Below are 24,062 nucleotides of genomic sequence, written 5' to 3' on the forward strand. Positions count from 1 at the left end.
AAACGGCGTTCGGCCAACAGACACCCGCCACGGAGCAATCGAAGGTCAACACCTTCAACCAGGCATTTCCATTTCGCACCTAAAGATGAGGCATTCATATCATGGCGACTCACTCTCAATTTGGCCCTAAGGGCTGGACTCCGGCGCAACTGGGCTCCCTGGCTGGCAAAACCTACCTGATCACCGGCGCCAACGCCGGGGCCGGCTTTGAAGCCACCCGGTTGCTGCTCTCCAAAGGGGCCAAGGTGGTGATGCTCAATCGCAATGCCGATAAGTCTGCCGCTGCCATCGCCACCTTGCAGCAGGAGTTTGGTGTGAATGCCGCGGTGACCTTCATCCAGATGGATCTGGCGGTGCTGGATTCGGTGCGCAATGCCGCTGCTAAGGTGCTGGACAAGGTGCCGCAAATCGATGCGCTGATCTGCAACGCCGCCATCGCCCAGGTGGCCAAGCAGGAGATCACCGTCGATGGCTTTGAGAGTCAGCTGGGGGTGAATCACATGGGCCATTTCCTGCTCTGTGGCCTGCTGTTTGACCGCATCGATGCCTCCAAGGGCCGCATCGTGGTGGTGGGCAGCAACGCCTACAAGATGGGCCTGAAGCGGATCCAGTTTGACGATCTGAACTTCGATAACAAGTACACCGCCTGGAACTCCTACGCCCAGAGCAAGCTGGCGCAGATGATGTTTGCCTACGAACTGCAACGCCGGGTTCAGACCGCAGGGAAGTCGGTGCAGGTGCAGGTTTGCCACCCCGGCGCTTCCCGCACCAACCTGCTGCAGGATACCGCCAGTCCCTTTAACAAGGCGCTGTGGGCGGTGATGTCCCGCATCATTGCCCAACCCGCCGAGCGCGGTGCCTGGCCGGAGGTGATGTGTGCCACCCAGGAGGAGCTGGAAGTGGAACGAAACTACGGCCCGACCAAGCGCGCACAAACCGTCGGCCCGGTGGGGGAGTGTCCGCTGGATGAGGTGGCGCTGAACAGGGAGATGGCAGATCGCCTCTGGGCCCTGTCAGAGCAGAAAACCGGGCTGAGCTGGTCTGTCTAAATCAGCACAACGGTTTTGATGACCGGGGCTCGTCAAGGCAACTCCCGACCAGCCTTCCTAAAGTAAAAAGGCGGGAGCTTGTGCTCCCGCCTTTGTCATTTCAAAAGAGCGTTAGACTCCATCAGCTGTTTTGTAATCCCCACTCTTTGACTAGCGCGATAAATCGCAGCTCAATCCCTTTGCATCACACGTGACAAGCATCACGCTGGCAATCAACCGGGTACCTATCACTTCGCCGCCAATCTACAATTCCGGGCTAGATCAGGCGCTAAGCTAGCTCCTGATGCCGACGGTAAACCTCGCAAGCTTTTACCCTTGGCTGAGACCACCATTTCATTGAGACCCCTTGTCGTGCGCAACCTAACCCTGTTCTTGGCCATCCTGATATTTAACACGGCATTTTATCTGCTAATGCACCAGGGAAGCGCACAAACGCTGGAGAATGCCCGGGCTGAATTTGGCCAGCTGCACGGCAAGGCCGATGCGACTGGCACATTCTGGCTGAAGCACGATGAGTCGGACCCCGACAAAAACATACGGATGTTCCACGACTTCCTAGAACAAAAGGAAAAGGAGCAGCTCAAGAGCAAGGCCGCCACTGGCGTTACCATGCTCATCGCCTCCATCGTTTTTGCTGTTTTCTTCAGGCTTGATGGACTGCTGGCGCTGGGCCTTTACCTGCAACCCCTACTGACCTTTTTGTACTCGGAGTCATGGCTTGCCTTGTTAATCAGTGCCTCCGCCTTGGCGCTCTACTACAGATTCAAACAAGCGCACTGACTACAGCTCTGATTTGAAGTTCAGGGTACGGAAGAACCAGTCCGGCAACGCGTGGAAGGCATTGGTATTGGGGTTGTGCTTCACCCGCTGCTCCCCTTTCTGCCAACGCACCTTGCCCTTGTCGTTGAGGGTGGCGTGCCAGTAGTTGTGGCGCTGGCTCTCCAGCAGATAATCCTCCAGCACCTGGGCAAACTCCGGGCTGTCGATCATCAAGCCCAGCTCCAGATTGAGGTGGTCTGAGCGCGGATCGAAGTTGGACGATCCGACGTAACTCATCTGGCCATCCAGCACCATCGCCTTGTTGTGATAGAAGGTGTTGCTGCTGACGGCATAGTCCGAATGTTCCGCCTGGTTGTCGTACTCGTAGATCTCCAGTCCCATCTCCAGCAGCGGCTTGCGGTACTTGTTGTAGTAGGCACCCACAAAGGCCGAATCGTTGGACGCCAACGAATTGGTCAGCAGGGTGACGCTGGCATCGCGCTCGATAAAGTTCACCACGCCCTCGAACTCATCGTGGGTGGGCAACATGTAGGGGGTCGACACCAAAGCATGCTTGGCCGGCCGGTCCTGCAGGATCAGGAAGCGCTCCACTCGATCACGGAAATAGGGCTGTGCGTCCTCCACCTTGCGCAGGTCATCGAAGATCGGGGTCACTGACGCCTCGACAAACTCCGGTGCCGCCAGGTCTGTCACACTGGCTTCAATGGTGGCCGCCAGCTCTGGCTTGGCCTGCTTTAATGCCTCGAACTCGGTGCGGAACTGGTCATCCTTCGGCTCTACCGACATCACTTCCGCCACTGGGCGGGAGTGAGGGTGATGCCACACCTGGGTGAAGTTGGCGTCAAACTGGGCCTGGGCTGGCCCCTTCACCATGGTATCCAGGTCAAAGAAGTTGGCGGCCTCGCTGTAACCGAAGTAATCGTCACCGATGTTGCGGCCACCGACCATAAAGCCGTTGTCGTCTACCCGGAAATACTTCTGGTGCAGGCGATGGTTCAGGGTCTTCTTGTTGCGCTGAAAATCGAAGGCGCGGGCCATCCAGCCCCCCTTGCGGGCATGGAAAGGGTTAAAGATGCGGATCTCGATGTTGGCATGGCGATCCAGTTCCACCAGCCAGGGGTCCTCGAACTCCAGCAGGTCATCCAGCAGCACCCGCACCGAGACGCCCCGCTCCGCCGCCAGCAACAGCTCGTGGTAGAGGTAGGCGCCGGTCAGGTCCTTGTTCCAGGTGAAATAGATAAGGTCGACGTGCTGCTCAGCCTCACGCACCGCCTGGATGCGATGGGCCAGGGCCTCACCAGCGGTGGGCACCAGGTACACCTCACCGGCCACCGTCTGTGGCTGCCACAGCGGGTCCAGATCGGCCACTCGGTCTGGCAGCATGGAGCCACAGCCTGAGAGTACGCCCAGCAGCAACATCACCAGGCCAAGTCGTCGCGTTTTCCCGCTCATCTTTCCACTCCGGTTACGAAAAAAACGCGATTCTAGCAGCCTCTCGAAGGCAACGCGGCGCGCTTATGATGGACGTAATCCGTCAGATAAAGGGGGGCTCGGCAGCGGGCAGGTTTGATGGCGTCTCACCATGTTGAAGCGGGAAGGTGATGGATAGCCGCAGCATTGGCTGGGAAGAGGCTCGAGCAGTGCCATCGTAGGATAGCGTCCGTCAAAAGGGATTAACGGATCCTCCCCTGCCCCGGTATCGTTTGCGGCGTTGACCGGCGGCAACGACACCCTTTGGGAGTGCATTGTCTTTAGGGTGCGCCGATCAATTCAATGGCTTTGGAGTTAAACGCCATTGGCATCATAGACCTAATCACTTCGGGGCAAAGGATACGAAGTGGGCCTCTGGCCTCTTCTATGCCCTACTTTTTCTTTCTGTCGACTCCGACACCTTCCTTTCTGCTTTAGTTCTCTTATTTAATTACTTTCGCTCTTTGCTTCGTCTCTCTGCTTTACCTATTTACTTTCCCCCTTTGCCTTGCTTATTTGTTCTACCCTTTTGCTTCATCTCTTTGAACCTGACCTCTTAGAGGGTCCCGTTCCTTCTGCACTAATCTCAGCTTCTAATCTTAGCTACCAATCTCAGGTGCTAATGCCAAGTGCTAGCCGCCTATTCCTTCTTCTCTCACTGAGCCATCAAATAGCGCCTCGATCAGCCTGATTTCGTCAGAGTTGTATTAGCAACACACAGAAAACGTCTTTTTTCATTTTTTTGCTATCCCATCCTCCACCAGCGGCCGACGAACCACCACTGAGAAAACACACAATTTAAGTTACAAAACAGCCAGATAGGTGCAAGACATCTCCATAGCCCATGGTGAGGTGAGGACAAACCGACCAGATGTGAGGGTTTGGTCCGTCATCTTGAATTATTGCTTGCTCAGCTGCGGCCGTAGAGTACGCACTCAGAAAGCGACGGGGCGCCGAATACCGGTAGTCAATTTGTCCACCTTATTGGTGATAAGTCCCAGCTGTTCTGACTCGGCATGGATGAATGAGCCTGGCGGCTCAATCTAACGCCACAGAGTTTCTCATTGACTGGACGCAGATAACGCAAACTCCAACGGCGTACAGAGAGCGCCATGCAGAGTTATTACCGAATCACCTACAACAAGTCATTGCCATGAGTCTTTTAGAAAGCATATTTACCTCGTCACCCTTCGTGGCGCTCTTTATTACCCTTGCCCTGGGTTACCTGGTGGGCAAGATCACCATCGGGCGATTCGTCCTGGGTGGTGTCGCCGGTACCCTGCTGGTGGGCGTGATGATTGGTCAGTTCGGCGTTGAGATCGACGCCGGTGTGAAGAGCATCTTCTTCGCCCTGTTCATCTACGCGGTCGGTTTTGCCGGGGGCCCCCAGTTCTTCTCCGCCCTCAACCGCCGCACCATCAACGTGCTGCTGTCCGCCGTGGCCGTTACCGTGTTTGGCCTGCTGACCGTACTGGCCTTTGCCTACTGGTTCGAGCTGGATCGGGGTACCGCCGCGGGCCTGGCCGCCGGTGGTCTGACCCAGTCCGCCATCATCGGTACCGCCGGCGACGCCATTGGCAAGCTGGGTGGCGTGACCGAGGAAGCCAAGCACCTGATGCAGACCAACGTGGCTGTGGGCTACGCGGTGACCTACATCTTCGGCTCCCTGGGCCCGATCCTGATGGTTTCCATCATCCCCGCCATGATGGGCTGGGATCTGCGCAAAGAAGCGCTGAAGTTGGCCGAAGCCAACAGCGACGGCAAGCCGGAGCTGAACGAAGGTGAGTTCAATGCCCTGACTCAGCTGGCTGCCCGTGCCTACCAGGTCAATGCTGACAGCGCCGTGCTGGGCCACAGCCTGGCCGAGGTAAACCAGGCCCTGATCGACCTCTCCATCCAGCTGATTGAGCGCGATGGCCAGGCATTGGAGCGCGATGACGAAGCCAAGATCACCATCCAGGCTGGCGACATCCTGGTGGTCACCGGTCGCCGCAAAGCGGTTCAGCGCTACCAGGTCTACCTGGGCGAGGAAGTGGAAGTGGCTGATGACATGGTGCTGGTGGAGGAGAGCCGCAAGGTGATCGCCAACCAACCGCACCTGATCGGTAAGACCCTGGCGCAGATCTCTGCCCAGACCAACCGTGACATGACCCGCGGTGTCTACCTGACCGACTTTATCCGCGGCGGTAAGTCCATCGAGATCACCCCGGATCTGGTGGTACGCAAGAACGACATGATGCAGTTCGCCGGTTCGCCGAAGGACATCAACCGCATCGAAAACAATGTCGGTCGCCGTCTGGGCAGCAGCACCGCCACCGATTTCATCTTCTTCGGTGCCGGTATGGCCCTGGGCCTGGTGTTTGGCCTGATCAACTTCAAGATCGCCGGTATCCCGGTGACCATCGGCTCCGGTGCCGGCTGTCTGGCCTCCGGTCTTCTGATGGGCTGGCTGCGCAGCCGTAACCCGAACGTGGCGGCCTTCCCGGTGGGTGCCTCCAACTTTATCCGTGACCTGGGTCTGGCAGTGTTCGTCGGCATCGTTGGCCTGCAGGCCGGTCCTGGCGCCATCGCCGCCATCCAGGAGCATGGCCTGAGCCTGCTGCTGATGGGTGTTGGGGTCACCATGATCCCGCAGTTCCTAGGCTTCTTCTTCTCCTACTACGTGCTGAGAATCAAGAACCCGGTGGAAGCGATGGGCTGTCTGATTGGTGCTCGCAGTGCCAACCCGGGTTTCGCTGCCCTGCTGGAGAAAACCGGGAACTCCACCCCGACCTTCAGCTTCACCGTGACCTATGCCGTTGCCAACGTGCTGCTGACCCTCTGGGGCCCGATCATCGTCGGCATCATCACCCTGAACGTGGCCATCTAACGCGGCCAGCGACAACCTGAAACGAATTTACCTAACCGGGTCGTGCCCCCAACGCCGCTGTCAGCGCAGCGAGCGCCGGGCCGGCACGACCCGAGCACACTGAATTTTATTGAGATCCAAAGGAAACTATCATGCAAAACATCGACTTCGCCCAGCTCGCCGATCTGAGCCCGTTTGAACTGAAAGACACCCTGATTGAGCTGGCCCAGGCCAAACCGGACCGCCCGCTGCTGGACGCCGGCCGTGGTAACCCCAACTTCCTGGCCGTGAACCCCCGCCGCGCCTTCCTGCGCCTGGGTGACTTCTCCATGCAGGAAGCCGAGCGTGCCTACGCCTACCTGGATGCCGGCTTCGGTGGCATTCCGGATACCGACGGCATCGTTGGCCGCTTCGACACCTTCGTTCAGGAGTCTGGCCAGCAGCCGGGCGTGCAGTTCCTGCAAAAAGCAGTGAGCTACGCCAAGGATCGTCTGGGCATCGAGAAAGCCGATTTCCTCAGCGAACTGGTTAACGCCTTCCTGGGCTGTAACTACCCGGTACCGCCGCGCATGCTGACTCACATGGAATCCGTAGTGAAGGCCTACCTGGCGGAAGAGATGTACGGCGACATGCCGATCGCTCATGACTTTGACGTGTTCGCCACCGAAGGCGGCACCGCGTCCATGACCTACTCCTTCCAGACCATGTTTAAGAACGGCCTGCTGAAAAAAGGTGACAAGATCGCGCTGATCACCCCGATCTTCACCCCATACCTGGAGATCCCCGGCCTGTCCGAGTTCGAACTGGAGATCGTAGAGCTGCGCCTGGACGAAGAGACCTGGCAGCTGCCCCAGTCCGAGATCAACAAGCTGGCTGACACCGACATCAAGCTGCTGTGCGTCGTGAACCCGGCCAACCCGGCTTCCGTGAAGATGTCTGACGAGTGCCTTGATGCCCTGGCAGAGCTGGTAAACACCCAGCGTCAGGACCTGTTCATCATCACCGACGATGTGTACGGCACCTTTGCGGACAACTTCGTGTCTCTGTTCGCCAAACTGCCCTACAACACCCTGTGTGTGTACTCCTTCTCCAAGTACTTTGGTGCCACCGGCTGGCGTCTGGGCAGCATCGCCATCCAGCACAACAACGTGTTCGATGATGCCATCCAAGCGATGAACGAGGAGCAACAGCAGCGTCTGGACGAGCGTTACAAGACCCTGACCGAGAACCCGCGTGAGATCCGCTTCATCGATCGCATCGTGGCAGAGAGCCGCAGCGTGGCCCTGAACCACACCGCTGGCCTGTCCCTGCCGCAGCAGGTACAGATGGGCCTGTTCGCCCTGTCCTGCCTGATGGACACCCAAGGTGAGTACAAGGCGGCCTGTAAGCGCATCATCCGTGAGCGCCACAACACCCTGTACAAGAACCTGGGTGTGGCCCTGGAGCACGACGCCAACCGCGTTGACTACTACACCCTGCTGGAGCTGGATGTACTGGGTCGCAAGCTGTACGGTCAGGCCTTCGTTGACTGGTTCAAAGACGCCAACAAGGGCAAGGACTTCCTGTTCCGCCTGGCCGCCAACACCGGTGTAGTACTGCTGCCGGGCAAAGGCTTTGACGTGGTTCACGGCTCCGTGCGCGTCTCCCTGGCCAACCTGACTCACTACGAGTACGCCCTGATCGGCCGCGAAACCCGCAAGATGCTGGATGGCTACTTCGCCGAGTTCCAAGCCGCTCAGTAAGCCAGACTGACGCCCCAAAAAAGGCCCCGAACATTGGTTCGGGGCCTTTTTGTATCTATGGAGCTATCAGGGGCCGTACTGGATCTCGACGAAGGTGATGGGCCCGGTCACCTTGGCATCCGACACACTGCGCACCTCGAAGCGATTAGCGCCCTCGGCCAGGTGCCACAGGTACTCCTGCCCCTCCACCGTGCGCCAGCGCTGGCCGTTCTCCCGCACCTGGTAATGGCTGAAGCTGTCCATGCTGCTTAAGAACCGCATCGACACCTGGCCGATGGCGGCAAAGTGGCTCATGTTTTCGAGGTACTGCTCATTGGTGGTGATTTTAAGCTTCTCAATCAGCCCCATAAAGTTCCCCTCCGCCTCCGCATTGGGCAGCGCCGTCATCGCCACCTGAGTGCGATTGATCTGGGGATAGGCGACCTCCGATGAGCGGGTGAACAGGCGCTTGTGCTCCGTGCCCATCCCCTGGAAGGTGATAGCCGGCAGCTGCGCCTCCATCATCAACACCACAGACTGCTCCTCACCATGCAGGTAGCGGCGGGAGATGTGGTAACCCAGGTAGCGTCCCAGGAAGTCCCGGTACTCCTCCAACTGCTCCGGCTGGAAGTTGTTGGCCGCGGCAAAGCGTGGGGTCACCACCAGCTCAATATCCTCAAACTGGCCCGCCTGTTTCAGCAGGAAGATCTCGTGGATGTTGAGCAGTTCGCCATCATGCTGAGCGTAGATGCTGAACTGGGGGTCAAAGAACACCCATTTGCCCAAGCTGTTGGACCAGGCCTCGGTGGCCACATGGCCCAAGCCAACGCCGCCGTAGGCCACGTCCACGGTTTGCAGGCCAATCGAGCGGGTATGGTGGCCCATGGCCGCCAAGATATCGGCCATTACCTGGCCATACTCAACACAACGGTATTGCTCGCCATCCTGGTGCACCTTTTTGAGGATCTCCAGCGAACTCATGCCCGCCGGCGGTTGATTCATACCATCGTGCTGCCACTGGCTGGCTACCCAGTCCATCACCTCGATGAACAGCTCGGGGTCCTGCTTGCCCTGAAACTGCACCCGCTCAAACACGTAGCCCACCAGGGCATCGTCATCCTGGGTCTTCAACTCATCCGGGTGAGACACGTAACCGCTTTGATAGTTGTTGGTGTCGGTGATCTGCACCTTCATCAGCGGCTCGGCGGCCCCTTGGGCAGGCCCTGCTAGAACACCCATCAGGCCTGCCAAACACACCAGGCCCACCGGGGCCATTGCACTAATCCGTTTCGGCTTCATCGCTACCTCCTTGTTGCTTGTCAGCATCCGCGGCGACTCCTTCGCCTGCTTAATCGTTGCCCATAGTTAAACTAAATTCCTGCAAATGCAATCACTTAGCCTTTATTAGGCCCTCGGCAATGGCATGGGCGTGCAAACTGGCCACGTCACCGCGCACCAGGATGGGGATCACCTCCTGCACCTGCTCCGGCGACCAGTCCCACCAGGCCAGCTCCGCCAGCAGCAACTGCTCCTCCTCGCTGAAGCGCAGCTTCACCACCTTGGCCGGATTGCCCACAGCGATGCTGTAGGGGGGGATATCCCGGTCTACCACCGACTGGCTGCCGATGATGGCGCCATCACCGATGGTGACTCCGGGCTTCACCGTGACGCCGTAGCCCAGCCAGACATCGTTACCCACCACGATGTCCCGGTACTGCTTGAACGGGTACTTCTCCAGCGGCAGCGCCTGGGCCCATTCACCACCGAATACCGCAAAGGGGAAGGTGCTGACACCCCGGGTGGCGTGATTAGCATCCGCCATGATGAAGCGGGTGCCATGGGCGATGGCGCAGTACTTGCCGATACGCAGCTTCGTGCCAGAGAAGCCGTAGTTGTAGAGGACGTTATCGCTGAGAAAGCGGGTGGGGTCGTCGAAGTCGCTGTAGTAGCTGAACTCCCCTACCTCGACGTTGCTCATCTCACTGGCTGCCACCAGGGGCTTGAGCAGCACGGTGTTGGTGAACCCTTCGATGGGGTACAGCGTGTTGGCATCCATCCGAAACCTCTTTGATAATGAAAACAGAGGGATAGTACCAGTCTCACACTAAATAGTGTGGCTTAGGCCGGAACGGTGCGACAGAGGTATCGCCCCTGGCCGCATTCAGCCTCAATGGGTTAACGTACTATAGCCAGCATCAGCACAGGGAGCGCATCCAGGGCCATGAACATCGACCACCTCCGGCTGTTTGTCCGCGTCGCCAGCACTTGCAACATCAGCCAAGCCGGTCAAGAGCTGGGCCTCTCACCGGCGGTGGCCAGTGCCCACATAAACAAGCTGGAGGCACAACTGGGCACCCGGCTGGTGCACCGAACCACCCGCAAGGTCTCACTCACCGAAGAGGGTCACGCCTTCCTGCCCCACGCCAATGCGGTGCTGGCCAGCATCGAGGTGGCCCGTGCCTCGGTGGGACGGGAGAAGGGCTCCCCCAGCGGCACCTTGCGCCTCACCGCCCCCGCCTCCTTTGGTCGCTTGCACCTGGTACCGGCGTTAGAAGGCTTCCTCTCCCGCTACCCAGATCTCAGTGTCGATCTGCGCTTCAGCGATGCCATCGTCGATCTGGTGGAGGGCGGCTTCGATATCGCCATTCGCGACGCCCACCTGAAAGAATCCAGCCTGATCGCCCGCAAGCTGGCAACTGATCGCCGCCTGGTTTGTGCCGCGCCCAGCTACCTTGAGCGCCATGGCGAGCCGACCTCCCCGGAGCAGCTGCAGCAGCACCAGTGCATCGATTTGGTGGGGTTGGAGAACTGGAGCTTTGATACGCCGGAGGGACCACTCACCGTCCGTACCGGCGGACGGATCCGCACCGACAACGGCGATGCCATGCGCGATGCCTGCGTGGCGGGCCTGGGCATCGCCATCAACTCCAGCTGGAGCGTCTACGAACACCTCAAACGCGGCCAGCTGGTGCCCATCCTCAGCGACTACCCGCTGATCTCTGACAGCGCCATCTGGGCGGTGTACCCCAGCTCCCAGTTAGTGGCCCCGCGGGTGCGCGCCTTCATCGACTACTACAGCGACTACCTGGGTGCCCCACCCTATTGGGAGCAAACCGAATAACCGGCAACGCCCCTTGCTCCTACAAAGGTGACCCAACGACAGCGTTGATAAGGTGCGGCACGGTTGTTAGCGTGGACAGTAAATGACCGGCAGGTTTTATCAGGCCCCCCAAGCGATGAGCTTGCGCTCAAGCAGGGATGAGGTCGCGCTCAAACAGTGGGGAACGAAGGGATGTCCGCCTGTGGCTTGCGCTATCACCCAGGCTGACGACGTCACCAGGGATCAAACAAGGGAGACATGGACGACGATGGACTTTACCGAAGCGACCGTTAAGGTGAACGGGGTCGAGATTGCTTACCAACTTCATGGTGAATCGAACCGGCCAACCCTGCTGTTGATCCATGGCCTGAGCGTGCCGCTAACCGGTTGGCCAACAGAGATGGTGCAATCCTTTATTGCGCTGGGCTATCAGGTGTTGTTGCTGGATAACCGCGATATCGGCCGCTCTGGCCCACTCAACATCAAGACACCAAACCTTGCCTGGGCACTGCTAAAGCGCAAGCTGGGCTTCAAGTCGAGGGCACCATATCGTCTTGAAGATATGATGGCCGACACCGTGGCACTGCTGGATGCGCTGCGCTTGGACAAGGTCCATGTTGTGGGTGCTTCCATGGGCGGTATGATCGCCCAGCTTATGGCCATTCATCACCCTGAACGGTTGCTCACATTAACGTCCATCATGTCGACCACTGGCTACCGCGCCCTGCCGCCCATCAATACAGAGGTCAAAAGGGCCATTTTCACCAAACCCGCCAGCCCCACCTATGAAGGCCGGTTCGCCTACCACATCAACCTATGGCGAACGATTGGAAGTCCGGCCTACCCGGTGGACACGGCAGAGCTGGAAAACCGAGTCGCGGCGATGATGGCACGGGGCATGACATCGAAGGGCACCCTGCGACAGATGTTTGCCGTGATCTTTGCTGCCGATCGCACCGAACAGCTGGAACAGGTCACCACCCCCACCCTGGTGCTTCACGGCGAAAGCGACGGCCTGGTGAACTGTGATGGCGGGCGAGAGACGGCGAAGGCAATACCCAATGCCAAGTTAAAAACCTATCCCGGCATGGGGCACGATTTTCCGCCCCAGTTACTGCCGGCTATCGTGGGTGACATCGCCGCTCACTGCCAGCTAAACCAACACCTTAGCTAAGTGCAGTCAGCCTTATAAGACGGATTCAAAGCGACGTCAGACCCAGGGACTGTCGATTTCACTCAGGCCAGCTATCTTGGCTCTTTCGTCCTGGGCGCCGATGGTACAATCAGTGCTCGTCGGTACGCCACTTGATGAGAGCCCCATGCCGAACACGCCAAAAACCTTCTACGAGCTCGAACTCGATCGGCTGAATGCTGACAGCCCCTTTCGGCCCCAACAGTATGTACAGATCCGGCAGTCCAAGGCCTTCATGGAGAAGTACCATGCGGACAGGGTTGAGCTGAACGACCTGGCAGCGGCGGCCTTCATGTCGCGATTCCATTACGTTCGGACCTTTCAGCGGATGTACGGTGTAACCCCAAGGCAGTATCTGCGCGACCTGCGCATCGCCAAGGCCAAACGGCTGCTGAGCGAGGGGATGGCCGTCACCCAGGTCTGTCTGGAGGTGGGCTACGAGAGCCTGCCCACCTTCTCCTCCGTCTTTAAGAAGTGCACCGGCAGTACGCCCAAAGCCTACCAGCTGATCCACAAAGGCAATCGGGAATAAGTCTCTGGGTCGAGCCGCGGCTAACCTTACAGCGTTGTTAAACCCATAGAGACTTTTAAAGCGATGATCAGAATCTCCGTAGCCAGTGTGCCGGTTGACGACCAAGAGAAGGCGCTGGATTTCTACACTCAAAAACTGGGCTTTATTAAGAAAGCGGATGTGCCCCTGGGCGAGCACCGCTGGCTCACCCTGGTCTCCCCCCAGGAACAATCCGGGGTCGAGCTGCTGCTGGAGCCGATGGCGTTTGAGCCGGCCCGGCTGTACCAACAATCACTCAAGGAAGCCGGGATCCCCTGGACCTCCTTTGCGGTGGATGACCTTGAGGGCGAGTACCAACGATTAACTGAGCTGGGCGTGGCATTCTCCATTGCGCCCCGGGAGGCCGGCACCGTCAAGATTGCGGTACTGGACGACACCTGCGGTAATCACATCCAGCTGATGCAGCCGTTATAGAGCGCTTGCCGTTTTGGACAGAGAGCCGGACACAACGCCGCTCTCACCTATCAGAAAGGGGCCGGAAGGCCCCTCTTGTTTGCTCCTAAGACAAGCCCAGTCAATCTACGCACCCAGGCTTCAGCTCTGCGCCGCCTTGATTGAGAACACCTTGGCGTAAAACTCGATGATCAGCAGCGATAAACACAACACCACCAGCAGGTTTAGCGGGCTGAGTATGTTGTAGCTCGGCACCGGTTCCACCGCGCTGGAGGGCACGTTCACCAGCACGTTGCCCGCCAGCGCCTTAAGCGCCCCAACCTTAAGAAAGTCGCACATGCCAAACAGGAACACGGCGTTGACGAAGTAGAGTGCCAATATCTGCCAGGCCTCGGTCATGGCCGGCATGATAAAGACAAACTGAAGTATCAACACTGCCGCGATGCCCACGTAGATCAGCATGATGTACTTCACCGCCTTACCTGGGATCGCCATCACGTTGGCCGCAAAGATCCCCGCGAAGGTTGGAAACAGCACCCCCATAGGCACCGGCATAATGATCCACAACACAAAGGTGGTCAGCATCACGCAGGCGGCAAGGTTGGCAAAGTAGAGCCGCTTCTCCTTGGGCAACAGCATCGCCGGCAGGGCCGCAAGCTTGGCGTCCTTCGACTTGGTGATATCCGTTTCACCCCGGCTTTCAACAAAGCGGGCCAACTCCTCCAGCAGTTCATCCAGCACGCCCAGGTAAAAGCTATTCACCATGCTGCCATGTCGGCTGGCTTCCTGATCGGCGATCTTAATGGCGTCATCAATCAGCGCCGTTAACGAGTGCAGCTTCTTCCTATGTTGAAACAGGTACTCATTGGGCTCCACCGGCAGTGACAGCAACTCCTTGAGGCTGTCCGCGCTCTTTTTCACGCGGCTCAGTAGCTTGGCTATCTCATCGCTGTCGTGTTCCCCTTTTTTCAGCAAGGCCGACAGCGATTGCAGATCATTGAGCTCAGACTGAAGCTTGGAAAAATAGGCCTCGTCGGTGAGGCTTGGCCACACCAGTCGATACACCACGGAAAACACCACCACACCCAAAACGGTTTCCTCCATCCTGATGATGGCAGTGGAGATCACCGACACACTGTCTGCCGAAATAGAGCTGCCGATAATCACACACACCGTAATGGCAAGGTTAGAGGTGTAGGCCCATCGACGGTGGGACTGGAAATAAACACAGACCCACATAAAGGCCGTCATCGATGCGATAAACAGCGCCCTTTGCTGGACAAACAGGCCAATCATCAAGAAGGCCACGGCAGTGCCAATTACGGTGCCAAGGAGGCGGTCATGCCCCTTCTTTGCCGAGTAGCCGTAAGTATCCAACACGGCCAGGACGGTGACGGTCAGCATCGACCAGGAGGTCTTTGACCAGCCCAGCCACATGGAGAGCATCATGGTGATGATCAGGGCCAGGCCGTACTTTATCGCCCCCTTCATAGAGTGATTCAACATGATTCATTCCACCGTCATCAGTCCGCCAGGATCTGCACCGAGGCGGTGGTACCGACCCGCAGTTGCAGGTTATCCGGGGCGCTATCCAGCTTGATCTTCACCGGTAGACGCTGGGCCAGGCGGATCCACTGGAAGTTCGGGTTCACGTTGGGCAACAGGGCGTTGCCGGTGCTGCCGTCGGTCTTGGAGATGCCAAAACCGATGCTCTCAATGGTGCCGTCGAAGGGCTGAGTGCTGTTGGAAAGCAGGGTCACGCGGGCACGCTGATTGAGCTGCACGCCGTCGAGATCGGTCTCTTTAAAGAAGCCTTCCACCCAGAAGCTGTGCTCGTCGATCAGGGCGACCACCGGCGAGTTAGCCACCACCTGCGACCCGACCCGATGGTTAAGGTTGGTGATAAAGCCATCCACCGGAGACTTGACGTCGGTGTACTCCAGCAACAGCTCGGCTTCGTGGGTCTGGGCCCGGGCGGCCTCGAGGTTGGCCTCGGCGGTTTCCACCGCAATCTGGTAGTTGTCCAGGGTCAACACCGGCACTGAACCCGGTGCGCGCTGCTCCAACTGCACCGCTCGGTTCTGCTCGTTCTTGGCTTTCTTCACCAAGGCCTCAAACTGCAGCTCCGCCGCTTTGGCACTGGCCAGCTCAGCCTTGTACTGGCTGTCGTCCACCTTAAACAGAAGGTCGCCTGCTTCCACATGTTGGTTATCGCGAATATTGAGCTGAACGATCTGGCCGGTGACGCGCGGCGTCACCTCAACGATATGAGCACGTACCTGCCCATCCCGCGTCCACGGGTTTTGCACGCTGTGGTGGTAGTAGGAATAGGAGCCACCGGCGGCTGCCAATACCAGGACGGCAGTCGTAATAAATTTGCGAAACATAAAAGGCCTCATACAAAGGGAATAAATAAGCCAATGATTAAAGTGACGAGCACGAACAGGCTCATCTCTGCAATCTCGGGATAAGCCACGTACTTGTAGCCATCGAGCTTCGCAATCAGCGCTGTCATAAGGTGAGTGGCGATATAGGCAAGCGAGATCACCAGTAGGAAAGGGGGAATGTATATCTCCCCAATCGTTATTTCATACGGCATAGCGAATCCTCATCAAAGTTGCGGCTATTTAACCTGAGATTGAAAAATGCACACACTCATGATGTGAGGGTTTCGTCATTCAAGTGTCGACAGACCTGTCTGGTTCCATGCTGGCCGGGCTGTCATCAAGCCACAAAAAAGGGGCCTTTCGGCCCCTTTCGCATTGCTTGTTAACTGTTTACCGACTGCCCCGCGGCTTACCAGGCGAAGGTTTTGATCACCTCTTGCTTAGTTACCGGGTTGGTGGCTATCTCATGCTCGATGCGGTCGAGAAAGGCCGAGCGGCCCCGTGGCAGCATGCCGCGCATCGGTGCAATGTTGTTGCCATGGTCACCCCAGTAGTAGCAATCAAACTCTTCCAGGTTCTCCAGCAGGTACTGCTCCTCCTCCAACACCTGCAGCGGTGTTGGCAGCAGGAAGGTGCCCTGCTGAACCTCCTGTTCCATCTCGGTCCCGGGCTGGATAGCCAACGCCATCGGCGCGATCTCCTCCGGCTGCATCTGGTTAAGCAGCGCGGTGGTGGCCTCGATGTGTTCCTTAGAGCGCAGCTTGCCGCCCAGGCCAAAGATGAAGGACGCCAGCACCCGGATCCCCGCCTTCTTGGCCTTGGCCATGCCCTCGAGGGCATGCTCGGCGGTCATCCCCTTCTTAATGCGCTCCAGCACCACGGGGTCGCCGGACTCCAGCCCGGTGTAGACCATATCCAGGCCCGCCTGCTTCAATGCCAGCAGGTCTGCATCGCTCTTACGACGCAGATCGTTAAAGCCGGCGTACATCGAGATGTTCTGGATCTCCGGGAAGGTCTCGGTGATCTTGTTGAGGATCTTCAGCAGCAGCTCAGTGCGGATGGCCATTACGTTGCCGTCGATGAGAAACAGCGATCTGACCTCGGGGTAGACCCGACGCGCCTGCTCAATATCTGCGAAGATGCCCTCCAGGTCCCGCACTTTAAACCGCTTATCGCGGAACATATTGCAGAAGGTACAGGTGTTGATGGTGCAACCCAGGGTCACCTGGATCAGGATGCTCTCAGCCTCGGGCCAAGGGCGATAAACTTTGCCTTCATAACGCATGGGAGTCAGCTCCTTATCGGGATCTCGCGATCCGTAAACACGGTTAACCCGGGGACGAGCCGGGCGATGGCAGCGTCAACAGGACGCAGTCGGCTATCCCAGCGCCCGCAGGCACTGGGGATTCAATTTGGCTATGGATTTGGTGAGTGGGGCTTAGCTCGGCAGCTCAGTCCAGCAATTGGGCCAGCTTGCTCTCCAGCACCTCGACCAACTGGCGGCAACGCTCGGGGTCGCGACCGGCGGAATGCGGCTCGGCAAAGCGGCCATTGTCGTTGTCGAAGTAGCGCCCGCCGGCATCAGCAAACTCATCCGACAGCGCGGCACGGACCAGGATGTCGGCACCGATGCTGAGATCGCCCCCACTGACACCGTAGGCCTCCTTCACCATCTTGCTGCCCAGCATAGAGGCGGGATTCACCGCCACCACCATGGGGCCGGAGGCACCGAGCCGAGCGGCCATATCCCGGGTCCACATGGTGATCGCCAGCTTGCTCTGGGCATAGGCGATGCCGGAACCCATCGGCCCTGGCGCGGTCAGCGCATCCAGGTCCACCGGTGCCTGGGCTGCTGAGGAGAGGTTCACCACCCGGCCGCCAGCAAGCTGGGGTAGCAGCCGCTGGGTGAGCAGGTAAGGGGCGTAGGTGTTTACCGCAAAACGCAGCTCCAGGCCATCCTCAGTGGTGGTGCCGGAAGCGGCAAAAACACCGGCGTTGTTGATCAACACATCCAGCTTGTCGACCTTGGCCGCCACCTCATCAGCGAGACGAGCGACCTCTTTCATCCGCGACAGATCGGCGGTAACGCCCTCAACCTGGGCCCGCGGGTTAAGCGGTTCGATCGCCGCGATCACCTTGGCCAGTTTGTCCGGGTTACGGCCGTGAACCAGCAGGTGGTGCCCTTGCATCGCCAGTTGCTTGGCGGTCTCCAAGCCGATGCCGTCGGTGGCGCCGGTGATCAAGATGGTTTTCTGCATGATGTTCTCTCGTCGCTGGAATAAGTCGACGCCGCCAAGACTAATGCCTTGGCAGCGCGGCAATCTTTACAACTTTAGCTTGGCTTCAGGCCAGGTCGTCCTTGCCTTCAATCAAGGAGTGGTGGCTGATGGAGCCGGCGGTGCGCGCTTTCAAATGCGGCACATACTCAGGATCGCTCATAAACCCCTTGGCCGCTTCCGCCGAGGGCCACTGGATCACAATGCGCAGCGCCGGCTCCTCACCGCTCCCCTCCAGCCGTTCATGGCTAGTGGTTCGAGCCAGGTACTGGCCGCCATATTTGGCCACCAGCGCATTAGCCGGGCCGATGTAGTCGGGTACCCAATCCTGGTTGGTGGGGGTGACCTCAAGTACCGAGTAATACGCCATGGATAGCTCCTATTAACCTATGTGAACCCAGCGAGCCACAGGTGTGCGACTCAAAGTCAGTGCCACCCTATCCACATCGCCAGAGAGTCACCGCCTCATTCGTTGGCACAAAGATTAGCCGCTGCCCTGAGAGTTGATAATCCCCCGCCCACTGGAAACAGTATTTAGTTTTTATTGAAACTGGCCTTGGGATTATCAACCTAATAAGTTGAATGGCCAGCCAGAAGCTTTCCCTCCCGCCTTTCCAGCCCCTGCCCCCCGCTGGAAAGCAAAAAGCCACCGCGTGTGCGGTGGCTTTGGTTTGCTGGCGGTTAGCCCGCTGACGACTGCGCGTGCTCAGGCAACGGTTCAGTCGCCCGGCTGCCAGGTCACAACCCCATCGGCCTTGGTGGTTTCAAACAGCTCAGTGGGCTGGAACAGGCCGGAGATCTCGCCGGAGGCCTCGAAGTTGTTGGCCAGGTCGAACATCATCGGCTGACCGTTCTCGCTCAGGTCGAAGTTGTCCAGATCCATCCATACCACGTTGGGCATGTCGGCAAACTCAAAATAGTAGCGCTTGTTGGTGGCGTCGCTGATGGTGCGCCAGATAGTGGCTGAGATGTTCGGGCGCACCGGGTCGTTGGCACCCAGCGGAGTTGCGGCGTTACGCATAATGCTCATCACCGCCGCCACTGCGGCCTGGTAGGTTTCCGGCTGCTCCGGCAGCTTGGTCAGGTAAAACGCCGCACGGGCGAAGCGGTCTTCCGCTTCCATGGTGCCGGGGATCGGCAGGCGACCACCCAGACCTTCGTATTGCTTGAGCAGAACCAGCTGCTCCTCGAACGGCGGAGAGTTGGTCATGGTGGTGTACTGCGGGCCGTGGTGGATACGGGTCTCTCCATCGAGGATCTCGATGATGGCGGAGTCACCGGAAGGGTCGGAAACCGACATGTGCACCGGGGCATCCACCGCCACACCCTTGTGCACCAGCTTAACCGGGCGTACATCGAGGTTTTGGCAGGCCTTAACCACCTCGGCCACGGTGGCGCAGGTATCGAGGAAGTACTGGGCCCACAGGGCGATGGTCAGGCCCTGCTTGTCGTTGTCACGAGCCTTAAAGGTGGTTTCCGCCAGGTAGAGCACATTGGAAACCAGACCGGCCTCGTTAATGCCATCGGAACTGACACCGCCCCAGATGATGGTGCCTACGCTGCCGTACTTGGAGGTCCAGGTCAGCGGGTTCTGATCGGTCAGTCCGCTGCGCTCGATGCCCTTGGGCAGAACCCAAAGCTTGGCGCCCTGACGCTCGGTCCAGTCCATGTTGCGGCCGACGAGGACCGGCTGACCTTCTGCGGTCCATTGTGCTCTTGTACACATAGTCTCTTCTCCTGGTAATGATGAAATCGAGGGTTAGAAATTCAGTCGAGTGGATTAACTCGGTGAGGAGAATTTACCCCCGTTGCGGGGTTTCCAATAATCATCATGCGAGGGTTTGATCCATCAATGGACGGGTGTGGTGTCAACCATTGACGGTCATGAAGAGCCATTAGGGGGCACTGTCTGTACAACCAATAAAAAAGCCAGCTACCTGGGTAGCTGGCTTGATTCATTAGGTCCGGAAAGGCCTCGGATGAGGCCAGGCAGGCTTAGCCCTGTCGGGCGGCCAGCTCGCTGTCCAACTGCTGGGCCCGGAACTCCGGCGAGTGAGTGGCCTTGGCCATCAGTCGATACATCGCCGGGATAACGAACAGGGTCACCGCGGTGGAGATCGCCATGCCGTAGAAGATCACCACACCGATGGCGTAGCGACTCTCGGCCCCGGCGCCCTCGGCCAGCAGCAGCGGTACTGCGCCGAACAGGGTGGTGAAGGCGGTCATCAGGATCGGGCGCAGACGGGAGGCCGAACCAGAGATGATCGCCTCCTCGAAGGCCACGCCCTTATCCCGCAGCTGGTTGGCGAACTCGACAATCAGGATGCCGTTCTTGGTCACCATGCCGATAAGCATCACCATGCCGATCTGGGAGTAGATGTTGAGGCTCTCGCCGGTGAGCAACAGGCCAAGCAGTGCTCCGGCGATCCCCAGGGGCACCGTCAACATGATCACCAGCGGGTTGATGAAGCTCTCGAACTGGGCCGCCAACACCAGGTAGGCCACCAGCAGTGCCAGGCCAAACACCAGGAAAGTGTCCGCCTGGTTGTCCATGTAGTCCTTCGACTCACCGGAGTAATCGATGGTGATGGTGGGCGGCAGCATCTCCCGGGCCTCGCTTTGCAGCGTGGCCAGGGCGTCGCCTAGGGTGTAGCCCTCGCCCACCTGACCGCTGATGGTCACCGCCTTGTTGCGCTGGTAGCGGCGCAGCACGTTGGCACTGCCCACCTCATCAAACTGGGCCAGTGAGGCCAGACTGATGCGCTCACCGTCGGCGGTGTTCATGTAGATGCCGGACAGGTCCGAGGCGTCATCGAAGCGGTCGATGTTACCGCGCAGGTAAACATCATACTCCTCACCGCGCTCGACGAAGGTGGTGCGGCTGACGCCACCGAGCACCGCTTCCAGGGTCTGGGCGATCTCGCGGGGGCTGATCCCCGCCTTGGCAGACGCATCCAGGTCGACCCGAACCAGCAGCTCCGGGGTGTCCTCGGAGTAGTTGGTGTCCAGATCGCCCAGCTCAGGGCGCTCATTCACCGCATCAATCAGCTTGTGCGCCCACATATCCAGCTCATCGTAGTCAGCACCACCGAGCACGAACTGCACCGGATCACTGGAGCCACCGCCAAAGCCGGGGCCCATGATGAACAGACGCACATCGGAGAAGCCACGCAGATCGCGGCGCAGGCCGGCCAGGATCTCCTCGGAGTGCTGCGGGCGGGCAGCCCAGTCTTTCAGCAGCAGCACGAAGAAGCCGGTGGAATCGCCACGGTTACCAAAGGCCGGGGTGGAGAAGTTCATCGCCTCCAGCGGGCCATCCTCGGCCATCAGCGGCAGCAGTCTCGCTTCTACCGCTTCCATGTTCTTGACCATGCGATCGTAGGCGGTGCCCTCCTGGCCTTTCACCCAGATAAAGAGCACGCCCCGGTCCTCTTTCGGGCTCAGCTCGGTCTTCACGTTGGGGAACATCAACGCTGCGGCCACCAGGGTCAGCAGGATCACCACCGGGCCCAACCAGGGGAAGCGGATCATCCGCGCCAGGGCCCGGCGATACACACTCTCCAAACTGGAGAACTGACGGTTCACCCAGCCGTTGAAGCGACTGGGCTTAACGTTGCTCTTGAGCATGAAGGAGCCCAGTACCGGGGTCAGGGTCAGGGCGACGATGGAGGAGAAGATCACCGCCATCGCCAGGGTCACGGCAAACTCGGTGAAGAACTTGCCCACCATACCGCCGGCAAAGGCGATGGGCAGGAAAATCATCACCAGTACCGCGGTGGTGGCGATCACCGCAAAGCCCACCTCACGGGTGCCCTCGTAGGCCGCCACCAGCGGGCTGGCGCCACGCTCCAGGTGCTTAAAGATGTTCTCCACCACCACGATGGCGTCATCCACCACCAGGCCGATGGCCAGGATCAGTGCCATCAGGGTCAACAGGTTGAGGGAGAAGCCGGCAAAACTGGCCACCATCAGCGCCGAGATCAGCGACACCGGCACGGTCACCGCGGGGATCAGCGTCGCCCGAGCCTGACCCAGGAAGATAAACAGCACCAGGATCACCAGGCCGGCGGTGACGAACAGCGTCTCGTACACCTCCTGGATGGAGCGGTCGATGAAGATGGTGCTGTCAAAGGCCACGGTCAGCTCCATCCCCTTGGGCAGGGTGGGCTGGATCTGTTCAACCAGGTCACGCACCCCTTTGGCCACGGAGACCGGGTTGGCGTCAGACTGGGCGGCAATGGCAAAGCCCAGGGCGTTGAGGCCATTACTCTTAAAGGAGGAGGTTTCGGACTTGGCGCCGTCGTAGATGCGGGCGATGTCCGCCAGGTAAACCGGGCTGGCGTCGTTGTTGTAGCGCACCACGATGCGCTCGAAATCGACCACGTCGTTCATGGCCCGCTCGAGACGCACCGGCATCACCTGGTCGCGGTTACGCATCTGGCCGGCAGGCAGCTCCATGTTCTGGTTGGCCAGGGCCTGCTCAACCATGGCGACCGAGATCCCCTGCCCCGCCATGGCGCTGGGGTCCAGCTCCAGGTACACCACCCGCTCCAGATCGCCATAGAGGTCAACCTGGGACACGCCATTGACCAGGGAGAAGCGATCCACCAGTACCCGCTCGGCGAAGTCGGTCAAGTCGATGCGGTCCATCTCGGAGCTGCGCAGGGAGAGACGAATAATGGCGTCGCCGGAGACGTTGGCCTTGACCACGATGGGCTCGTCGGCATCGTCCGGCAGGCGACCCTGGACCCGGGACACCGCATCACGAACATCGGAGAGGCCCTCCATGATGTCCCAGTCCAGCTCGAACTTCACCGTGATGTTGGACACCCCGGTACGGCTGGCAGATTCAATTTCATCGATGCCGGATATCCCGGACAGCTGATCTTCAATCAGCTTGGTGACCTGGGTCTCCATCACCGCCGGCGAGGCGCCGGTATAGGAGACACTGACAGAAACAATGGGCAGATCCACATCGGGCAGTTCACGCACCGACAGCTTGCTGAACGCCACCAGACCAAACAGGGTCAGCAGCAGCGACAGCACGATGGCCATCACTGGCCGTTTTACAGCAACATCCGACAGCAGCATTAGCGCGCAACCTCGCTGCCGCCGCCCATCACTTCATTCACCTCGGCGCCGTCACGAACCGCCACCAGGCCCTGCACCACGATGCGGGTGCCGGTCTCCAGGCCTTCACTGATGGTCACCTCATTGCCGAGGCGATCCCCCACCAGGACCTGGACACGGTGGGCCACGTTGTCGCCATCCACCACGTAAACGAATCGGTCGGAGCCGGAGTACTCCAGTGCCTGTACCGGCACGATGGGCAGCTGTTCCGAGGGCATGGTCAGGTCAACCCGTGTCAGCATGCCCGGCTTGAGCAGGCCATCGCTGTTGTCGAAGGCAAAGCGGCTGGCCACCGCCATGTTGCGGCTGTCGACCCGGGAGTCGATCGCCACCAGTTGGCCAGCAAATTGTTGGTTGGGATAGGTATCCACCTTGCCGTTAACCCACTGGCCACTCTGGATCTGGGCCAGGTAGCGCTGCGGAACGGACAGGTCGAGACGGAGGGTATCCAGTTGGTCCAGGCTCATCAGCTCCTCACCGGCGCTGATCTGGGCACCGGGGGCATGGCTAATCAGGCCGACACTGCCGGCAAAGGGCGCACGCAGGGTGCGCTTGTCCAGCTCCGCTTCGGCGCTGTCCAGGCGGGCCTGGGCCATGGCCACTTCCGCCTCGGCGTTGGCCAGCTCAGAGGCACTGATGGCACCGCGCTTGGCCAGACGGCTACGCTCAGACAGCAGACGCTGCGCTTCCTGCAGCGAGGCCTTGGCTTCGTCCCGCTGGGCCAGTTGCTGACGGTTATCCAGCTTCACCAGTACCTGGCCCTGCTCAACCCGATCACCGCTTTGTACCGAGATCTGTTGCAGACGACCGCTCACCTCAGAGGCGATGGTAACCGCCTGCCAGGCCTCAAGGTTGGCCACCAGCGCCAGCTTACGCGGCAGCTCACGGCCTTCGACGTGGGCGGTGGTCACCTCGATGGCACGGTTGGGACCGCGGCCAGCGTTCTCTTCTTCAGCGGGGGACAGAGACAGATAAAGCCCAACGGCGGCGACAGCCGGCAGGGCAAGAGCCAAGACTTTTTTCAACATGGGATACAGCACTCCAGATTCGTGGCAGGGAGTTTACCCAAAGCCTTATGCGAATGTTGTATAGAAGTGTGTCAACTGAGACAAATGTCGAAAAAGTGAACAAAGAAGGGCCGGTAG

At 59.2% G+C, this 24,062-nt stretch carries 20 protein-coding genes; 8 read left to right on the forward strand and 12 right to left on the reverse strand.

The window, feature by feature from the left end; genetic code table 11:
* The first annotated feature begins 101 nt into the window (after nucleotides 1–101).
* Together BUC04_RS04800 and BUC04_RS04805 are read left to right on the forward strand one after the other, a co-directional pair.
* Nucleotides 102–1,049, forward strand: coding sequence for an SDR family oxidoreductase (locus BUC04_RS04800; RefSeq protein ID WP_067657508.1), 948 nt, complete (start codon nucleotides 102–104; stop codon nucleotides 1,047–1,049).
* Between the two features lie 315 nt (nucleotides 1,050–1,364).
* Entirely contained in the window at nucleotides 1,365–1,829 is a 465-nt protein-coding gene (locus BUC04_RS04805; RefSeq protein WP_143165541.1) for a hypothetical protein, read from the forward strand.
* On the opposite strand, the gene BUC04_RS04810 is transcribed toward BUC04_RS04805, so the two are convergent.
* Nucleotides 1,830–3,281 (reverse strand): phospholipase D-like domain-containing protein, encoded by a 1,452-nt coding sequence (locus BUC04_RS04810; protein ID WP_073325625.1) that lies wholly within the window; start codon nucleotides 3,279–3,281, stop codon nucleotides 1,830–1,832.
* A 1,171-nt stretch (nucleotides 3,282–4,452) separates the two neighbouring features.
* Here BUC04_RS04810 and aspT point away from each other — a divergent pair.
* Both aspT and BUC04_RS04820 read left to right on the forward strand, forming a co-directional pair.
* Nucleotides 4,453–6,168: an aspartate-alanine antiporter gene (gene aspT, locus BUC04_RS04815; RefSeq protein WP_067657499.1), complete on the forward strand. Its 1,716-nt coding sequence runs from the start codon at nucleotides 4,453–4,455 to the stop codon at nucleotides 6,166–6,168.
* 131 nt (nucleotides 6,169–6,299) lie between these two features.
* On the forward strand, nucleotides 6,300–7,889 hold the full coding sequence (locus BUC04_RS04820) for a bifunctional aspartate transaminase/aspartate 4-decarboxylase (protein WP_067657496.1): 1,590 nt from the start codon (nucleotides 6,300–6,302) through the stop codon (nucleotides 7,887–7,889).
* Nucleotides 7,890–7,955: 66 nt separating this feature from the next.
* On the opposite strand, the gene BUC04_RS04825 is transcribed toward BUC04_RS04820, so the two are convergent.
* Both BUC04_RS04825 and BUC04_RS04830 read right to left on the reverse strand, forming a co-directional pair.
* Nucleotides 7,956–9,194, reverse strand: a complete 1,239-nt coding sequence (locus tag BUC04_RS04825) for a transglutaminase-like domain-containing protein (protein ID WP_143165542.1) — start codon at nucleotides 9,192–9,194, stop codon at nucleotides 7,956–7,958.
* Nucleotides 9,195–9,258: 64 nt separating this feature from the next.
* A complete protein-coding gene (locus BUC04_RS04830; RefSeq protein ID WP_067657490.1) occupies nucleotides 9,259–9,924 on the reverse strand; it encodes a CatB-related O-acetyltransferase in 666 nt (221 codons plus the stop codon).
* Nucleotides 9,925–10,089: 165 nt separating this feature from the next.
* Between BUC04_RS04830 and BUC04_RS04835 the strand changes: the two genes are divergently transcribed.
* The 4 genes from BUC04_RS04835 (at nucleotide 10,090) to BUC04_RS04850 (ending at nucleotide 13,145) form a co-directional block, all read left to right on the forward strand.
* On the forward strand, nucleotides 10,090–10,989 hold the full coding sequence (locus tag BUC04_RS04835) for a LysR family transcriptional regulator (RefSeq protein WP_067657487.1): 900 nt from the start codon (nucleotides 10,090–10,092) through the stop codon (nucleotides 10,987–10,989).
* 247 nt (nucleotides 10,990–11,236) lie between these two features.
* A complete protein-coding gene (locus BUC04_RS04840) occupies nucleotides 11,237–12,142 on the forward strand; it encodes an alpha/beta fold hydrolase (protein ID WP_067657484.1) in 906 nt (301 codons plus the stop codon).
* 145 nt (nucleotides 12,143–12,287) lie between these two features.
* Complete coding sequence (locus tag BUC04_RS04845) at nucleotides 12,288–12,692, forward strand: helix-turn-helix transcriptional regulator (RefSeq protein ID WP_067657481.1); 405 nt, start codon at nucleotides 12,288–12,290, stop codon at nucleotides 12,690–12,692.
* Nucleotides 12,693–12,755: 63 nt separating this feature from the next.
* Nucleotides 12,756–13,145, forward strand: a complete 390-nt coding sequence (locus BUC04_RS04850) for a VOC family protein (protein WP_067657478.1) — start codon at nucleotides 12,756–12,758, stop codon at nucleotides 13,143–13,145.
* Between the two features lie 120 nt (nucleotides 13,146–13,265).
* Here the strand turns inward: BUC04_RS04850 and BUC04_RS04855 are convergent, their stop codons facing one another.
* The 9 genes from BUC04_RS04855 to BUC04_RS04895 all read right to left on the reverse strand — a co-directional run bounded on the left by BUC04_RS04855 (nucleotide 13,266) and on the right by BUC04_RS04895 (nucleotide 23,945).
* Nucleotides 13,266–14,630, reverse strand: a complete 1,365-nt coding sequence (locus BUC04_RS04855; protein ID WP_082766595.1) for an FUSC family protein — start codon at nucleotides 14,628–14,630, stop codon at nucleotides 13,266–13,268.
* Between the two features lie 17 nt (nucleotides 14,631–14,647).
* Nucleotides 14,648–15,511 carry an HlyD family secretion protein gene (locus tag BUC04_RS04860; protein WP_067657472.1) on the reverse strand — a complete coding sequence of 288 codons (864 nt, stop codon included), beginning with the start codon at nucleotides 15,509–15,511 and terminating at the stop codon, nucleotides 14,648–14,650.
* 8 nt (nucleotides 15,512–15,519) lie between these two features.
* Entirely contained in the window at nucleotides 15,520–15,723 is a 204-nt protein-coding gene (locus tag BUC04_RS04865; protein WP_067657469.1) for a DUF1656 domain-containing protein, read from the reverse strand.
* Nucleotides 15,724–15,920: 197 nt separating this feature from the next.
* Complete coding sequence (locus BUC04_RS04870) at nucleotides 15,921–16,796, reverse strand: radical SAM protein (RefSeq protein ID WP_067657466.1); 876 nt, start codon at nucleotides 16,794–16,796, stop codon at nucleotides 15,921–15,923.
* A 166-nt stretch (nucleotides 16,797–16,962) separates the two neighbouring features.
* The gene (locus tag BUC04_RS04875; RefSeq protein ID WP_067657463.1) at nucleotides 16,963–17,769 is read right to left on the reverse strand and encodes an SDR family NAD(P)-dependent oxidoreductase; all 807 of its coding nucleotides are present in this window, start codon (nucleotides 17,767–17,769) and stop codon (nucleotides 16,963–16,965) included.
* An 85-nt stretch (nucleotides 17,770–17,854) separates the two neighbouring features.
* Entirely contained in the window at nucleotides 17,855–18,157 is a 303-nt protein-coding gene (locus BUC04_RS04880; protein WP_067657460.1) for a DUF1330 domain-containing protein, read from the reverse strand.
* Nucleotides 18,158–18,505: 348 nt separating this feature from the next.
* On the reverse strand, nucleotides 18,506–19,513 hold the full coding sequence (locus BUC04_RS04885; protein WP_073325627.1) for a linear amide C-N hydrolase: 1,008 nt from the start codon (nucleotides 19,511–19,513) through the stop codon (nucleotides 18,506–18,508).
* A gap of 269 nt (nucleotides 19,514–19,782) precedes the next feature.
* On the reverse strand, nucleotides 19,783–22,878 hold the full coding sequence (locus BUC04_RS04890) for an efflux RND transporter permease subunit (protein ID WP_067657454.1): 3,096 nt from the start codon (nucleotides 22,876–22,878) through the stop codon (nucleotides 19,783–19,785).
* Nucleotides 22,878–23,945: an efflux RND transporter periplasmic adaptor subunit gene (locus BUC04_RS04895; RefSeq protein WP_067657452.1), complete on the reverse strand. Its 1,068-nt coding sequence runs from the start codon at nucleotides 23,943–23,945 to the stop codon at nucleotides 22,878–22,880. The genes BUC04_RS04890 and BUC04_RS04895 overlap by 1 nt, the downstream gene beginning before the upstream one ends.
* Between the last annotated feature and the right edge of the window lie 117 nt (nucleotides 23,946–24,062).

Origin of the sequence: Ferrimonas marina, from assembly GCF_900129905.1 — a bacterium.
GTDB classification, from domain to species: Bacteria; Pseudomonadota; Gammaproteobacteria; order Enterobacterales; family Shewanellaceae; genus Ferrimonas; species Ferrimonas marina.

Bases quoted from the DNA above. Each gene is read 5' to 3' on its own strand.
- BUC04_RS04800 (WP_067657508.1), top strand. From the start codon at position 102: ATGGCGACTCACTCTCAATTTGGCCCTAAGGGCTGGACTCCGGCGCAA.
- BUC04_RS04810 (WP_073325625.1), bottom strand. From the start codon at position 3,281: ATGAGCGGGAAAACGCGACGACTTGGCCTGGTGATGTTGCTGCTGGGC.
- aspT (WP_067657499.1), top strand. From the start codon at position 4,453: ATGAGTCTTTTAGAAAGCATATTTACCTCGTCACCCTTCGTGGCGCTC.
- BUC04_RS04820 (WP_067657496.1), top strand. From the start codon at position 6,300: ATGCAAAACATCGACTTCGCCCAGCTCGCCGATCTGAGCCCGTTTGAA.
- BUC04_RS04825 (WP_143165542.1), bottom strand. From the start codon at position 9,194: ATGCTGACAAGCAACAAGGAGGTAGCGATGAAGCCGAAACGGATTAGT.
- BUC04_RS04830 (WP_067657490.1), bottom strand. From the start codon at position 9,924: ATGGATGCCAACACGCTGTACCCCATCGAAGGGTTCACCAACACCGTG.
- BUC04_RS04835 (WP_067657487.1), top strand. From the start codon at position 10,090: ATGAACATCGACCACCTCCGGCTGTTTGTCCGCGTCGCCAGCACTTGC.
- BUC04_RS04840 (WP_067657484.1), top strand. From the start codon at position 11,237: ATGGACTTTACCGAAGCGACCGTTAAGGTGAACGGGGTCGAGATTGCT.
- BUC04_RS04845 (WP_067657481.1), top strand. From the start codon at position 12,288: ATGCCGAACACGCCAAAAACCTTCTACGAGCTCGAACTCGATCGGCTG.
- BUC04_RS04850 (WP_067657478.1), top strand. From the start codon at position 12,756: ATGATCAGAATCTCCGTAGCCAGTGTGCCGGTTGACGACCAAGAGAAG.
- BUC04_RS04855 (WP_082766595.1), bottom strand. From the start codon at position 14,630: ATGTTGAATCACTCTATGAAGGGGGCGATAAAGTACGGCCTGGCCCTG.
- BUC04_RS04860 (WP_067657472.1), bottom strand. From the start codon at position 15,511: ATGTTTCGCAAATTTATTACGACTGCCGTCCTGGTATTGGCAGCCGCC.
- BUC04_RS04865 (WP_067657469.1), bottom strand. From the start codon at position 15,723: ATGCCGTATGAAATAACGATTGGGGAGATATACATTCCCCCTTTCCTA.
- BUC04_RS04870 (WP_067657466.1), bottom strand. From the start codon at position 16,796: ATGCGTTATGAAGGCAAAGTTTATCGCCCTTGGCCCGAGGCTGAGAGC.
- BUC04_RS04875 (WP_067657463.1), bottom strand. From the start codon at position 17,769: ATGCAGAAAACCATCTTGATCACCGGCGCCACCGACGGCATCGGCTTG.
- BUC04_RS04880 (WP_067657460.1), bottom strand. From the start codon at position 18,157: ATGGCGTATTACTCGGTACTTGAGGTCACCCCCACCAACCAGGATTGG.
- BUC04_RS04885 (WP_073325627.1), bottom strand. From the start codon at position 19,513: ATGTGTACAAGAGCACAATGGACCGCAGAAGGTCAGCCGGTCCTCGTC.
- BUC04_RS04890 (WP_067657454.1), bottom strand. From the start codon at position 22,878: ATGCTGCTGTCGGATGTTGCTGTAAAACGGCCAGTGATGGCCATCGTG.
- BUC04_RS04895 (WP_067657452.1), bottom strand. From the start codon at position 23,945: ATGTTGAAAAAAGTCTTGGCTCTTGCCCTGCCGGCTGTCGCCGCCGTT.